Source organism: Paraburkholderia sp. BCC1886 (assembly GCF_900996245.1).
In the GTDB taxonomy this organism is placed as follows: domain Bacteria; phylum Pseudomonadota; class Gammaproteobacteria; order Burkholderiales; family Burkholderiaceae; genus Paraburkholderia.
In genome coordinates this window covers 107,589-121,774 of record NZ_CAAJGK010000037.1, presented here as the reverse complement: position 1 = coordinate 121,774, position 14,186 = coordinate 107,589, and the positions used below count along the sequence as shown (strand labels likewise).

Below are 14,186 nucleotides of genomic sequence, written 5' to 3'. Positions count from 1 at the left end.
GGAAAGGCGATCAACCTGATCGAGCGGCCGTGCTTATCTGAACGGTTACGCCGAATGCGCCCCCAGCAACTCCTTCACCACATTCGTCAAAGTCTGCGCCTGCGCATGCCCTTCGACACACGACAGCACATAACTGCGGTGATGCCAGTCGCCCTGCAACTCCGCCGACGCCAGTGACGCCTCCGGGTGAAAGCTGCGCAGCACCTCCGGCGGCATCAAACCGACGCCGAGACCATGGCGCACCATGGCGAGCATGGTGTCGAATCCGCTGACCGTGAAGTTGCTGGGAAACGCGCGCCCGCGACTCCGATAAGCACGCTCGACCGCCGACAGCACCGCCGACCCTTTGCCAAGACTCACGATAGGCAGGTCGAGAATCTCGTCGATTCCAACGGGCGCGTCGTCTGGAAAAGCGAAATGCGAACGGTGATAAACCAGCACCAGCCGGTCTTCCTTGTACGCCGACTTCGCGAGATTCAGAAAGCCGCTTTTCTTCTCGTAGATGCCGATGTCGATCACCTTGTCGCGCAGCAGTTGCTGCACGATCTTGCTGTTTTCCTCGACGATTTTCAGCGAGATGCCGGGGAATTTGCGCTGGATATCCGTAATCTCGCGCGCCAGAAACTGGATCACGACCGCCTTCGGCGCGCCGATGATAATGCGGCCTTCGAGCCCGTCGTTCATCGCCCGCGCGTCGCCGGACAAGCGGTCGATCAGGTTGTCGATCTGCCGCACGTACTCGAGCAGCTTCGCACCCGACTCGGTGATCTCGACACCGTGTGGCACGCGCTTGAACAGCTTGGCACCGAGTTGCTCTTCGAGATCGCTTACGCGGCGCGACGCCGCCGCAACCGCCAGACTCAGCTTGTCCGCCGCGCGCGAAATGCTGCCCTCTTCGACGATGGCGAGGACGAGACGCACGGTTGTCGTATCGAATTTCACAGCGGCTCCTTTGTCTTCGCGATCAGATCGGCGACGATGCGCTGCGTCGCTTCGAGCAACGCCGTCTGCAGACTGGCCAGATTCTCTTCGAAGCGCATTTTCGGCACGGCAATCGATAATGCATGCGGCGTCAGCCCGTCCACCTGGATCAGCGCGGCGACGGCGCACACGCCGAGCCCATGCTCTTCGTAATCGAACGCCACGCCCTGCTGGTGCACGCTTTGCAGGTCGATCCGCAGTGCGTCGATCGAGCGGATCGTATTCGGCGTGAGCGGTGCGAGATCCGCGCCGAGCAGTTGCCGCAGTTGCGCGTCGGACATGCCGGCCAGAATCACCTTGCCGGCCGCCATCGCATACAGAGGACGCGGCTTGTCCATGATCGGCACGACGCGCAGTTCCTGATCGGAAATGATGCGGTCCAGAAACGACACCTCACGCCCGGCGCGGCAGGTGATGTCGATGGTTTCGCGCGTCGTCTCGAACAGCCACTCCATGTGCGGACGCGCGGTCGCCAGAATGTCCGACTGCGCCAGTTGCGCGAGCCGCGCGATGCCCCAGCCGAGCCGCACACCGTCCTCGCCCGCTTCCACGAAATGCTCGAGCGCGAGCGCATCGACGATGCGCTGCACCGTCGAGCGCGGCAACCCGGTTTCTTTGGCGAGCGTGCCGAGGCTCGATCCCTCCCGTCCCAACGCCCGCAGGATGGCCGCCGCGCGCGCGATGACCTGTATTCCGCCAGTTTCTTTTTCCATGTCTCTTGTATCGCATTGCGGTACACTGCCGTACCGTTTTGTGACAACAGTGTCGCACAAAACCCGTGGCGCTCACCAGCCGCAGTCCGGTGCGGCCCACGCTGCAGCCATTTTCCGAAGGCGTTTTAACGCCGTATCAGAGCCGATTCCCATGCCCCAGATGCAGCCTCAACGCGCGTATTTCATGCTGTTTCTCGGCGCACTCGCCGCGTTGCCGCCCATTTCCACCGACATGGCGCTGCCCGCCCTCGGCTCGATCGAAGACGCGCTGCACACGTCGGCATCGGCAGCCGGCCTGACGTTGAGCCTGTTCATGCTCGGCTTCGCCATCACGCCCATCGTGCTCGGGCCCATGTCCGACCGGCGCGGCCGGCGGCCCTGCCTGATCCTCGGGCTCGCGCTGTTCGTGCTCGGCGGTCTGGGCGCGACGTTCGCGCATTCCATCGCCGGCCTGCTGGTCGCGCGACTGGTGCAAGGCGCGGGCGCGGGTTCGGGCATGACACTCGCGTTCGCGGTGGTGCGCGACAAATTCGAGGGCCGCGCCGCGCAGACGCGTCTCGCGGCTATCACGGTGGTCTGCAACGTCGCGCCCATCGTCGCGCCGGCGATCGGCGCGGCGCTGCTGGCGCCGGTCGGGTGGCGCGGCATTTACGCGGTCATGATGGGCTGCGGCGTGGTGCTCGCGGTCATCGTGACGACGCTGTTCGCCGAGACCTTGCCTGCTGCGCCGGGCAAACCAGGCAGACCAGGCGAAGCGCGCGATGCACGCAAGCCCGTGTCGTTGCCTGCCGCGTATCGGCAGATTCTCGCGAACCGCACGGTCATGGCGAACGTGATGATCAACGGCTTCGGCTTCGCGTGGATGTTCAGCTACGTGGCGGGCTCGCCGCTGGTGCTGATCGGCGAGTATCACGTGTCGCCCGCGAAATACGCGGGCATGTTCGCGATGACAGGGCTCGGCATCGTGGTGGGCGCGACGCTCAACGGCAAGCTGGCGCAACGGGGCGTGTCGTCGCGGCTGCTGCTGGGCGCGGCGATCGCCATCGCGGTCGGTGCCAGCGCGATACTCACCGTGAGCGCGTTCATCACGCAGCCCGCGCTGCCGCTGACCATGGCGCTGCTCGTGCTCTGCACCTTCAGCTTTGGACTCGCCGCGCCCAGCGCGACCCATGGCGCGCTGGAACCGATGCCGGAGTTCGCCGGCGTGGCCGGCGGCCTGCTGACCTCGGTGCAGATGGTGGCGGGTGCGTTGGGAAGTTCGGCGGTCGCGTTGCTGTTCCCGTCGTATCAGCTCGCGGCGATGACCGGCATCATGCTCGTCACCGCGTTGCTCGCGGCCGCGAGTCTGTTCGCGCTGCCGTCGGAAGCTAAGGCGCACTAGTCGCCCATCGGTCGCCCAATAGTCGCGCTCGCCGACTCGCCGGACCGGATGCCTTTACAATCCAGCACTTCGAATCGACTCAGGCGATGGGCATCATGAACTACCTTCTGGTTTCCACCTGCGCGGCGGCAATCGCGCTCGCGTCCGTGGCGGCGCAGGCCGACGAGGCAGCCTCGCCGGTTTCGGCGCAATCCTGCGCGATGGGCTACGTGACGGGCGTCGGCGGATCGAATCAGAGCATTCACGAATACCTCGCCGCGCCGGATCGCGACAAGTACCGCTATGTCGCGGAAAACCCGATTCAATGCAAGGTGTCCGACGACGGCCGCGCGACGGACTGCACCGGCGTCACCAACCTCAAGCGCGAAAAGGTCAGCGTGTACGACGACGTCGACAGCGCGACGATCGCCGTGGTGGCGCGCATCGAACTCGATCATGGCGACGTTTATCCCGCGATCATCGTCGTGCCGAGAGCGGACGTGAAGTGCACGCAGTAGCGCGCATTTCACCCGTCACATTTCACGCCTCCGAACCCGACAACCCGGCGTGCGTACTGCGCGCATAACGGCGCGGCGCCATGCCCGACCAGCGGTGGAAAGCGCGCGCAAACGCTTTCTCCGACGTATAACCGGCGCGCTCGGCAATCTCGATCAGCTTGAACTTGCCGTGCGTCAGATCGCCGCTCGCGAGATACATGCGGTAAGCGGTGAGATGACCGATCGCCGTATCGCCCACTAGTTCGGTAAACCGCGCGCTGAAGCGCGAACGCGACATGCCCGACGCGCCGGCCAGCGTCGCCACGGTCCAGTCGCGAGCCGGCTCGCGATGCATCATCGCCATGGCCCGGCCGATCTGCGGATCGGCGAGACCGCGCAGCCAGCCCGTGTGATTCGCCGACGACTGCAGATGCGCGCGCAACAACTGCACGAACAGCACGTCCGCGAGACGCGCCGCCGCGATCGCCCAGCCGGGCTGACACGACATCGACTCCTGAATGAAGCTCTGCAAGGTGCTGGAGAGCCACGGCGCGACGGCCGGATCGTTCGCGCGCACGTGAATTAGCGGCGGCAACACCGAAAACAGCGGACTCCGGATGATGTCCCGATACCCGACGATGCCCGTGTACAGATCGCTGGTCTCGCCACCGCCGCCCGCGGCGAATTCGAGCGGCGTATCTAAGCGCGGCTGAATGCCTTTGTCGGCCATCAGCGAATCGAACGGCACGGGCGGCTCGTCCAGTGAAGACGCCAGCACGTGCTCGTGACCATGCGGCAGCAGCACGAAATCACCCGGCTCGACATATACCGCCGGCTCGCCCGCGACCGCAAGATAGAACGGGCGGCCCGCGCCCATGCGGAACGGCGCGCCCGACACTGCGGGCTTACGGATAGCCCAGGGCGCGCTCAACGTGAAGCGGCCCGTGACGACCGAGTCGGCGCGCAAATCGGCGAGGATATCGCTCAACAGATCGGTCGCCATCGCGGGCCTCGGTGAATCGGGTTGGTATAGCGCGCGCTCGAACTTCGCTTTGCGCGCGCCGCTGCATCAGAAGCGCTGCTGAATGCCGGACATGACACCCAACTGGTTCTGCCCGACGCCGACCGAGCCGCCTGCCGCAACCGGTGCCGCGCCACGCGAGCTATTCGTCACGTAGCCCAGCGACGTATAGACCGTGGTGCGTTTGGACAGCGAATAATTCACGCGGGCCACCACCAGCGTCGAGTCCGACGTTTCGCGCAACAGATAGCGCAGCGCCTGAGCGTCGAATGATAACGCCGGCGTCACGTGGTACGTCGCGCCGACAAAATAGATGTCCGACTGGCTATGCGTCGCCGCCGACGTGTTGCGGCGAATCCAGCCGCCGCCGACCTTCGCCGGGCCGAACGTGGCGTACGCATCGACGATCGTGCGGGTGTCGGTGTCGCCCGGGTTCGAGAGCGGCGCGGTGGCGCCCGTGCCGCCGCGCATCACGTCGTACGAAGCGGCGACACCGAAGTGCGGCGCATCGTAGGCCAGCATCATCGTGTACTGGCGGCATGCGACCGGGTCGCCCGCCACGTTGCCCGCGCAATTCGTCGCCGACGGTCCGGCCGGTCCCGCGGCGTCGCGCCCGGTGCTGTACGTCGCGCCGACCGTCAGGCCGGCGAACTTGCCGAGGTAGCCCGCGGCGTTGTCGCTACGGGCGTTCGGCAGATAGGTGTCGAAGCTCGCCATCGAATGGATGGACGGACCGATCACGTCGGCGTTCAGCAGCACGTACATCGACATGTTCATCTGCCGGCCGAGCGTCAGCGACCCGTACGGCGAACTCACGCCGACATTGGCCTGACGGCCGAACAGACGTCCGCCGTAAGAGAGTGCGCCGGTGTTCGTCGCAAAGCCGTTCTCGAGCACGAAGAAGGCCTTGTAGCCGCCGCCGAGATCTTCGTTGCCCCGCAACCCGAAGCGCGACGGCACTTCGCCGGTCAACGTCGGCATGCCGACGAACGAGCCGCCGCCCGACGCGTTGTTGTAGTACTCGATGCCCGTATCGACGATGCCGTACAGCGTCACGCTGCTTTGTGCGTGAGCGTCGAGTGTCGGGACGGCGGCGATGGCGGCGGTTGCGGCGAAAAGCGCGATAGAGCGAGCGATGCGAGTGACCTTCATGTTTCTCCAAGCCTCTTTTTATGCAGCCCTGCTTGTCATTGTGGGTGGGGAGACCACCGCGACCGACGGCCTCCCGGGAGCGCGCACGTCATTCGGTGAATGGGCGCACGCGTTGGAGCGAATTCTTGGGGACTCAAAAAGTCACGCCAAGGACCCTGGCTCCCGAAGAAGTAGCCGATCGTCTCGCAATGGGTTTTATCGGCGGCGAGCGTAGGGCGTGATTCGGCCCGCGATGGCGGGCGCGTGAAGAGAAGCGGCTGAGGGTGGAGAAGCGGGCTGAGAAGCCCGCGAAACGCGGGTTAGAGGCTGGAACGCGAAAGCGCCAGGGCGGCGGCCTTGACGCTGGTTTCGACGGTGCCGCGCAAGGTGTCGTCGGCGGCAAACGCGGTGTTGGGGCCGGCGACGCTCAATGCCGCCTGCACGACCCCGCGACTATCGGTGACTGCCGCGGCGCACGAATCGATGCCCGCTTCGAGTCCCGAAAAGCTCCATGCGCAGCCGGCGTCGCGCACCGTATCGAGCGCGGCGTTCAGCACGCGCCAGTCGGGTTCGTCGTGGCCGGGATGCGCAGCATAGAGCGTCTCGACGGCACCGCGCGGCAGAGCGGCGAGCATCGCCAGTCCGGGCGTCGCGCGATGCGCGGTGAGCCTGCTGCCTGCGCGAATCCGGCTCACCAGCGGCGTATCCGGCGTCTCGCAGAGCAGGTACACGATCTCCGCGCCCTCCAGCACCGCCAGATAAGCCGACAACCCCGTCTGTTCGACGAGTCCAGGCAGAATCCGGCGCGCTCGTGCGGTGAGGTCGGCACCGCCCAACGCGCGCGCGGCGAGCGTCAGGAATGGCATGGCCAGACGATACGAACCGCCGCCGGCGCCGTCGGCTTCGATCAATCCCGCCGTTTTCAGCGACTCCAGGAGACGCATCACCGTAATCCGGTTCAGGCCGATTTGCCGCGCGACGTCGCTCAGGTTCGCGGTCGAGCCGCCTTCCGCGATGAAACGCAACACGCGGAACGCGCGTTCGACGGGCGAGGCCGACGGGTCGGCGGGGCTGGGATTCTCGGCGGTGTCTGTCATCTCTACGCGGTGAGTGTGATTCGCGACGGCGGCTTGAAACGGAGTCCGGCCGATCAGGCCAGCGGCACGGTCCACGCGTCGTAACCGTAGACCCAGTCGGCGTTGCCGCCCGTCTTCAGCCAGTTGTTGCCGCGCGAACCGATCTGGATCTGCGCCGTGCGCTGCTGACGCGCGCCGGCATAGCGTGCGAGCGCCTCGGCCAGGCCATCGCCCGACACATCCTTCAGCGCGCGCGACAGCACGACCGCATCTTCGATTGCCATGCCTGCGCCCTGCGCCATGAACGGCATCATCGGATGACAGGCGTCGCCCAGCAGCGCCATGCGTGCGCCGGTCCATTGCGGCAGCGGATCGCGAATATACAACGCCGACGCCAGCACCGTGTCGCACGCGGCGAGCAGTGCGCGCGCTTCCGGATGGAACGCCGCGTAGGCCGCGCGCAATTTGTCGGGGTCGCCGGGCGCCGTCCACGATTCGTTCGTCCAGTCGCTTTGCGACGTGGTCGCGAAGATGAACACGTCGCGGCCGCGATTCAACGGGAACGTGACGATCTGCAGATCGTCGGTCGGCCCCCACCATTTGACGAACGCGCCCAGGTCGCCGCCGCTCAGGCGCTCCGCCGGCACCACCGCGCGATACGACACGATGCCGGTGAACTGCGGACGCTCGTCGCCGAACAGGAATTTGCGCACGCCCGAATGAATGCCGTCCGCGCCGAGTAGCAGGTCGAAGGCGTGCGTCGAACCGTCGGCGAGCGTCACCGTGGCCTCCTCTCCGTTCTGCGCGAAGCCGACCGTGCGTTTGCCCAGCAACAGTTCGTCCGGCAACAGCGCCTGTTCCAGCGCGGTCATGACGTCGGCCCGGTGCATGGTGAGTTGCGGCGCGCCGTATTTGCGCTCCGCTTCGTCGGACATGGCCAGACGCGAGGTTTCCTCACCGGTATCCCACATGCGGCTGATGCGCGCATTCGGCCGCGCCGCCGTCTCGCGCAACTGTGCGCCGACACCGAGGCCGTCGAGCGCGCGAACCGCGTTAGGCGTGAGGTTGATGTCCGCGCCGACGCGCCCGAAGCGCTCCGCCTGCTCGAACACCGTGACCCGATGCCCCGCCTGCCGCAATGCGATGGCTGCCGCCAGTCCGCCAATCCCGCCGCCGATGATGCCGATCTTCAACATGCTTTCCTCGTGTCGATTCTTTATGACCTCATTCCAATATGTTCATTTTTGAACACATAGAACATAAATGAACAGCCATTCTGGCGGCGAATTCAGTCGGCGGCAAGCGGAAAAGAATTCGGGGAAACCCCGCCTGCAGTGAAACACGCTGTGTGCGGGGACCCACCGGGCGACGAGACGAACGGCAACCTTTCTGGATTTTGGAGAGGTTGTGTGCCCTGGTCGGGTGGCCAAGAATTCGCTCATCGCGGGCAGTGCATTCGATTGCACCGAGGCGCGTTTCCCACCTTCGAGGACACAGAACATGTTGAGTCAGGAAAAAAACCGGCTGCTCACCCAGGTTGGCCCCGGCACGCCGATGGGCGATTACTTGCGCCGTTACTGGCACCCCGTAGCGGGTGTCGCCGAGTTCGATCAGAAAGCGGTGCGCCCCATCCGGTTGTTCGGAGAAGACCTCGTGCTGTTCAAGGATCTGGGCGGCCAGTTCGGCCTGGTTCAGCGGCGCTGTCCGCATCGCAATGCCGACCTCGCCTTCGGCTTCGTCGAGCAATGCGGACTGCGTTGCGCGTATCACGGCTGGGAATTCGACAGGAGCGGTCAGTGCACGCATCAGCCGTTCGAAGAAATCGTCGACGAGGAAGCGCGCCTGCGTCGTAAAACCAGAATCACCGCCTACGAAGTGCGGGCGAAAGCCGGCATGGTGTGGGCGTACATGGGACCGTCGCCGGCACCCGAGTTGCCGGACTGGGAGCCGTTCAACTACACCAACGGTTTTGCACAGGTCGTAATGGCTGAGATTCCGTGCAACTGGTTTCAGTGCCAGGAAAATTCCATCGACCCGATTCACTTCGAGTGGACGCACAACAACTGGACCGAACGGCAACAGAACAGCCACGCGGAACACGTGCCGACGCATCTAAGTACGAAGTACGAGGAGTTCGATTACGGCTTCATCTACAAACGGCTGCGCGCGCACGAAAACGAACAGAACCCGATGTGGACCACCGGCCGCGTGACCTTGTGGCCGAACGGCTTCTATCTCGGGCACCACTTCGAATGGCGCATTCCTATCGACGATGAAAACACGTTGAGCCTGCTATGGGTGTTCAATAAGGTGCCGAAGGAACAGGAGCCCTACGTTCAGTCGCATATTCCCGCCTGGTATGGGCCGCTGCGCGACGAGAACGGCGACTGGATCACGAGTCATGTGGCCAATCAGGACTTCGCGGCGTGGGTCGGTCAAGGCACGATAACGGACCGCACGAAAGAGACGCTCGGCGCGAGCGATCGCGGCATCGTCATGCTGCGCCGACGCTTTTTCGAAGAGCTGGAAGCAGTGGCCGCAGGCGCCACGCCGAAGGGGCTGATTACCGACAGCGCCGCCAATGAGAACGTCTTCCTTCCGTCAGCCTGTCGCGATGAAATGCTCGACGGGATGACGCTCGAAGCACTCTCGGCGCATCCGCTGCTCGGCGCCTATCTGCGCGACTTCTTCGGACAGTACGGTCAGCCCGATAGCGTGCGCGACGCGTACGAAGCCGCGATCGGTCAGAAAGTGCAGCGCGCGCAGTTTTTCTCCGTGCACGGCGTGCGTCAGAAAGACGATCTCGAAACGGAAGCGTCGCCGGGAGCATGAGGCCATGGATCAGTCATCCGTTTGTGAAGCGGTGCGGTCCGTGAACGACGCGCGCACGGCGAAAGACGCTAGCGCGCCACTGCTGGCGCGGGTTCGTACGCTGCGTCATGAAGCCGATCGCGTCATGAGCGTCGAGCTCGTTCCCGCACCGGGATCGGTGTTTCCCGCTTTTACACCGGGCGCCCATATCGATCTGCATCTGCCGAACGGGTTGATCCGCAGTTATTCGCTCGTCAATTCGCCCGGCGAAACGGATCGCTACGTGCTCGGCATTCTTTCCGACGAGCGCAGCCGCGGCGGTTCGAAGTACGTGCACGAGCAGCTTCGATGCGGCGCGGTGCTTCCCATCGGCCGGCCGCGCAATCACTTTGCGCTGGACGAAGCGGCCGCCTCGACGGTGCTGATCGCCGGCGGTATCGGCGTGACGCCGATGCTGTGCATGTACCGCGAATTGCGTCGGCAAGACCGCGCCGTGAGTTTCGTGTACTGCGCACGCAGCCGTGCACAAGCCGCGTTTCTCGCCGAACTGCATGCGCTTGGCGGCGATGTGCGTCTGTACTTCGACGACGAGCACGACGGCCGTCCTTTCGATCTCGCCGCCTTGCTCGCGCAGCAATCCCCGGGCGTCCACGCGTATTGCTGCGGACCGAACGGCATGCTGAAGGCATTCGAAACAGCATGCGCGGTCGCGGGTATCGAGAACGTGCATATCGAACGCTTTGCCGCGAGCAGTCCCGTTAGCGCGATCGCCGCGACCGGCTACACGGTCGAGCTTGCCCGCAGCGGCCGAACGCTCGACGTCCCCGCCGGCAAAGCACTGCTGGACGTGCTGCTGGAAGCCGGCGTCGAGGTCGATCACAGTTGTCGCGAAGGCTTGTGCGGCGCCTGCGAAACGCGCGTGCTGGGCGGCTGCATCGAGCACCGCGACTCTGTCCTCACGCAATCCGAGAAAGCCGCCGGCAAGGTGATGATGATCTGCGTCTCCACCGCGAAGAGTGGAACGCTCGTCCTCGATCTCGCCTGAACCGCCGGCTCATTCGCCTGTATCCCCCACATTTCCTTTGAGGACACGATGGAACTCTCCAGCACAGTAAAAGAGTGCGGCACGAACGTCGACGCGAACGTCGCGGCGCGCGCCAGCGACGGGCATGACACCGCGTCGATTTCGGCGCGGATCGAAAGGCTGCCGTTCACGCGCTGGCATGCGCGCGTGCTGGGCGTCGTCGGCTTCGTCCACATGACCGACGCGTTCGATGCGTTGACCATCGCCTACGTGCTGCCCGTGCTGATCGGCTTGTGGCATCTGTCGCCGGCTCACGCGGGCTGGCTGGTGTCGGGCGGCTATGTCGGACAGACCATCGGCGCGCTGCTGTTCAGCGCGGCCGCCGAGCGTTACGGACGGCTGCGCGTGCTGCGCTGGTTGCTGGTGATTCTCGCGGCCGGCAGTCTCGCGTCGGCTTATGCGCCGAGTTACGCGGTGTTCATCGTGTTGCGCTTCTTTCAGGGGATCGGGCTCGGCGGCGAGTCGCCGGTGTCCGCGACGTATATGAACGAGGTCTGCCCGGCACGCATTCGCGGACGGCTCATCTTCGTTCTGCAATCGACCTTCGCGGTGGGCAACCTGATTGCCGCGATTGCCGCGATGTGGCTGATTCCCGTGTATGGCTGGCAGGTGATGTTCTTCGTCGGCGCGCTGCCTATCGTGCTCGCCGCGATCCTGCCGCGCACCGCGCCGGAGTCGCCGCGCTGGCTCGCGATCAACGGCCGGTATGCGGAGGCGGATGCGATCGTCAGTGGGATCGAGAGGTCGTTGCCGGCCGGTTCGGCTAGCCGTTCGACGGTGGCCGAGGTTGCCTCGGTGGCCTCGGTGGCCTCGGTAACGGTGGCGAAGGTGGCGAAGGTGGCGAAGGTGGCGAACCCGGCGGCAAGCTCGGGCCTCGACTCGTTTCGCGCGCTGTTCGGCCGCGGACTGGCGACGCGCACGATCGTCGTGTGGATCATGGCCTGCTGTGCGAGTCTCACGACGTATGGGATCCTGGTGTGGCTGCCGTCGCTATATCGCACCGTCTACCATCTGCCGCTCGATGTCGCATTGCGCTACGGCATGGTGAGCATGATCGCTACATTGCTGGGCACGCTGGCGGGCATCTTCCTGATCGATCTACTCGGCCGCAAGAAGACCTTCGCACTGGCCTTCCTCGGCGCCGCGTTGCCGATGATGTATCTCGCTTTCAGCGGCACGCATGTCCCCGCTGCGCAGGTCGCCGTGTTCGCGTCGATCAGCGTCGCCATGATCGCGATCGTGCAGTGCGGCGTGTATGTGTATGCGCCGGAGGTGTACCCGACGCGCATCCGTGCGCGCGGCGCAGGCGCGGCCTCCGCGTTGACCCGCATCTCGTCCGTCGTCGGGCCGGTGATCATCGGCGCCCTGCTCACGTATCTCGACGTCGAGGCCGTGTTCGGCTACTTTGCCTGCGTGTCGATGCTCGGCGCGGTCGTGCTCGCGGTCTTTGCGCTAGAGACGGTAGGGCGCACGCTGGATGAAATATCCGGCGCGCAAGTGGCCGGTCTTGCGGAGACGCGAACCGTTGGACATTGAGGTCGACGTCCGTATGTTGCATTTTGGAAAGAATTTGCTTTTTGGAAAGTCTTTCCAATCGAACATAGCCTTGCTCGATCAGGTCTGCGAGCAGCCGGTGCGTGGCGCTGACCGGCATGTCGTGAGTCGACGCGTGTTCGGACAGCGTTTTGCCCATTTCCGGATCGTAGCGAATGCCTTGCCGCGCAATGCGCAGGTGATGTCGAGTACCGCATATCTCGACCGGCCGAACGATCCGACGCTCTGGACGCAGAGGATCATGCCCACGTTGGCGCTGTTTCGTCGCGGCGGCGGCGCGATCGTGGCGCAAGGCGGCAATGCAAGCGGACATGCCGGACATATTGCGATTGCACGCTTCGACGACGCGCTGCCCGACCGTTTGTGTGCCGGCGAAGGACAGCGCCTGGTCGAAACGCTCGCGCAAATCGATTGGGTGGTGAACGCACAGGTCCTGTCCGTGACTGACGAAGCGACGTCGATCGCCACTCAGGAGAAATCGATGCGTAAAAGTTCGGAAGGCAGTTTCGCGGGTTTGCTGATCCTGGAAACGCTCGACGCTGCCACACTGGACCGCGCGGTGAAGCGAGCCAGCGAGCTTGGCGGTGCGGGTGTCGAGCCGGAGCGCTTCGACTCGTACGACATGGTGTTTGCCTGCCACGCCAGCTAGCCCGGTACGCTTGCGCGGGACGCGACTGCTTCACGCCTTCCTTTCATCGAACATTGCCTGCGCCTTTTCAATGCTGCCGCCGTGAGTCGCCGCCCAGGACACGAGCGCGACGAACGGGTCCTGCAGCGAGCGTCCCAACGTGGTGATCGAATACTCGACCGCCACCGGCGACGACGCGATTACCCGGCGATGAACCAGGCCGTTGCGCTCAAGCCGACGCAACGCCTCGGTCAACGCCTTGTGCGTAATCGGATCGAGCCGCCGCTTGATCGCGTTGAAGCGCGACGGTTCGCTGCACAGCACGGTCAGGATCAACACCGACCACTTGTTGGCAATCTGTTCGAGAACGGGTCGCGTCGCGTTGATTTCGGCGAGCGGAGATTCGAGCGTGGTCGACATCGCGGTTTCCTTTCGTATATCTAGTCTATCGACGGTGCGTAATTGACACTAGATATACGCAGTGTATCTTCACTCCGACTGAACGAACGAGGAGTGAACTGTGTTGAAGCTCGAAGGGAAGACCGCCGTCGTGACCGGTGGCAATAGCGGAATCGGTCTCGCGATTGCACGACGTTTCGCCGCGGAAGGCGCGTATGTTTTTCTGACCGGTCGCCGTCAGGCTCAGCTCGACGAGGCGGTTGCATCGATCGACGGACGTGCCGAAGGCGTGCAGGGCGACGTGACGGATACGCACGATCTCGACCGACTGTTCGAGCTCGTCAGGACGAAGGCCGGCAAGCTGGACATTCTCGTCACGTCGGCGGGGCATGGGCAGTTCGGCACACTCGACGCCACCACCGAGGAACATTTCGACCACGCGTTCGACCTGAACGTTCGCGGTATGGTGTTCACCGTGCAGAAGGCCGTGCCGTTGATGAGCGAAGGCAGCAGCATCGTGCTCATCGGCTCGATTGCCGGGTCGGTCGGCAATCCGGGCTACGGCACGTATTCGGCCACCAAAGCCGCTGTGCGCTCCTACTCGCGCACGTGGACCGCAGAACTGGCAACGCGCGGCATTCGCGTCAACACACTGAGCCCCGGCCCGATCGACACACCGATGTTCGACGGTGTCAGCGACGAATTGCGGCAGGCGCTTACCGAACGGATTCCCATGAAGCGCCTTGGCCGTCCCGAGGAAGTCGCCAGCGCGGCGTTGTTTCTCGCGTCGACGGAGAGCAGCTTTATTGCCGGTGCGGAATTGTGTATCGATGGTGGCATGACTCAGGTTTGAGCGGATCCTGGTGTGCCCTGCTGCGCTTTTTGTCGTTGCGCCGCCCGCTCGACGGCAGAGTCGAACCAACCGCGCCGT

Annotated in this window: 14 protein-coding genes; 7 read left to right on the top strand and 7 right to left on the bottom strand. The window is 64.5% G+C overall.

Features of this window, described 5'->3' with window-relative positions; all coding sequences use genetic code 11:
* Nucleotides 1-45: 45 nt before the first annotated feature.
* Both FQ746_RS07005 and FQ746_RS07000 read right to left on the bottom strand, forming a co-directional pair.
* Entirely contained in the window at nt 46-942 is an 897-nt protein-coding gene (locus tag FQ746_RS07005) for a LysR family transcriptional regulator (RefSeq protein WP_144108212.1), read from the bottom strand.
* Nucleotides 939-1,694, bottom strand: a complete 756-nt coding sequence (locus tag FQ746_RS07000; protein ID WP_144108211.1) for an IclR family transcriptional regulator — start codon at nt 1,692-1,694, stop codon at nt 939-941. The genes FQ746_RS07005 and FQ746_RS07000 overlap by 4 nt, the downstream gene beginning before the upstream one ends.
* 151 nt (nt 1,695-1,845) lie before the next feature.
* Between FQ746_RS07000 and FQ746_RS06995 the strand changes: the two genes are divergently transcribed.
* Together FQ746_RS06995 and FQ746_RS06990 are read left to right on the top strand one after the other, a co-directional pair.
* Nucleotides 1,846-3,075 carry a multidrug effflux MFS transporter gene (locus tag FQ746_RS06995; protein ID WP_186310661.1) on the top strand — a complete coding sequence of 410 codons (1,230 nt, stop codon included), beginning with the start codon at nt 1,846-1,848 and terminating at the stop codon, nt 3,073-3,075.
* Nucleotides 3,076-3,170: 95 nt separating this feature from the next.
* Entirely contained in the window at nt 3,171-3,572 is a 402-nt protein-coding gene (locus FQ746_RS06990; RefSeq protein ID WP_144108209.1) for a hypothetical protein, read from the top strand.
* A 22-nt stretch (nt 3,573-3,594) separates the two neighbouring features.
* On the opposite strand, the gene FQ746_RS06985 is transcribed toward FQ746_RS06990, so the two are convergent.
* The 4 genes from FQ746_RS06985 to FQ746_RS06970 all read right to left on the bottom strand — a co-directional run bounded on the left by FQ746_RS06985 (nt 3,595) and on the right by FQ746_RS06970 (nt 7,975).
* Nucleotides 3,595-4,554 carry an AraC family transcriptional regulator gene (locus tag FQ746_RS06985; RefSeq protein WP_144108208.1) on the bottom strand — a complete coding sequence of 320 codons (960 nt, stop codon included), beginning with the start codon at nt 4,552-4,554 and terminating at the stop codon, nt 3,595-3,597.
* Between the two features lie 66 nt (nt 4,555-4,620).
* The gene (locus FQ746_RS06980; RefSeq protein ID WP_144108207.1) at nt 4,621-5,724 is read right to left on the bottom strand and encodes a porin; all 1,104 of its coding nucleotides are present in this window, start codon (nt 5,722-5,724) and stop codon (nt 4,621-4,623) included.
* Nucleotides 5,725-6,023: 299 nt separating this feature from the next.
* Nucleotides 6,024-6,800, bottom strand: coding sequence for an IclR family transcriptional regulator (locus FQ746_RS06975; RefSeq protein ID WP_144108206.1), 777 nt, complete (start codon nt 6,798-6,800; stop codon nt 6,024-6,026).
* Nucleotides 6,801-6,853: 53 nt separating this feature from the next.
* Entirely contained in the window at nt 6,854-7,975 is a 1,122-nt protein-coding gene (locus FQ746_RS06970; RefSeq protein ID WP_144108205.1) for an FAD-dependent monooxygenase, read from the bottom strand.
* Between the two features lie 304 nt (nt 7,976-8,279).
* Here FQ746_RS06970 and FQ746_RS06965 point away from each other — a divergent pair, with 304 nt between their 5' ends.
* From FQ746_RS06965 to FQ746_RS06945, 4 genes are all read left to right on the top strand, one after another.
* Nucleotides 8,280-9,611: an aromatic ring-hydroxylating dioxygenase subunit alpha gene (locus tag FQ746_RS06965; protein WP_144108204.1), complete on the top strand. Its 1,332-nt coding sequence runs from the start codon at nt 8,280-8,282 to the stop codon at nt 9,609-9,611.
* Between the two features lie 124 nt (nt 9,612-9,735).
* Nucleotides 9,736-10,635, top strand: a complete 900-nt coding sequence (locus tag FQ746_RS06960; protein WP_260853929.1) for a PDR/VanB family oxidoreductase — start codon at nt 9,736-9,738, stop codon at nt 10,633-10,635.
* Nucleotides 10,636-10,683: 48 nt separating this feature from the next.
* Nucleotides 10,684-12,210: an MFS transporter gene (locus FQ746_RS35115; protein ID WP_144108202.1), complete on the top strand. Its 1,527-nt coding sequence runs from the start codon at nt 10,684-10,686 to the stop codon at nt 12,208-12,210.
* Nucleotides 12,211-12,331: 121 nt separating this feature from the next.
* Nucleotides 12,332-12,877 carry a hypothetical protein gene (locus FQ746_RS06945; RefSeq protein WP_260853923.1) on the top strand — a complete coding sequence of 182 codons (546 nt, stop codon included), beginning with the start codon at nt 12,332-12,334 and terminating at the stop codon, nt 12,875-12,877.
* A 30-nt stretch (nt 12,878-12,907) separates the two neighbouring features.
* Here the strand turns inward: FQ746_RS06945 and FQ746_RS06940 are convergent, their stop codons facing one another.
* Nucleotides 12,908-13,276 (bottom strand): winged helix-turn-helix transcriptional regulator, encoded by a 369-nt coding sequence (locus FQ746_RS06940; protein WP_144108199.1) that lies wholly within the window; start codon nt 13,274-13,276, stop codon nt 12,908-12,910.
* A 100-nt stretch (nt 13,277-13,376) separates the two neighbouring features.
* On the opposite strand from FQ746_RS06940, the gene FQ746_RS06935 reads away from it, so the two are divergent.
* Nucleotides 13,377-14,108, top strand: coding sequence for an SDR family NAD(P)-dependent oxidoreductase (locus FQ746_RS06935; RefSeq protein WP_144108198.1), 732 nt, complete (start codon nt 13,377-13,379; stop codon nt 14,106-14,108).
* The last annotated feature ends 78 nt before the right edge of the window (nt 14,109-14,186 follow it).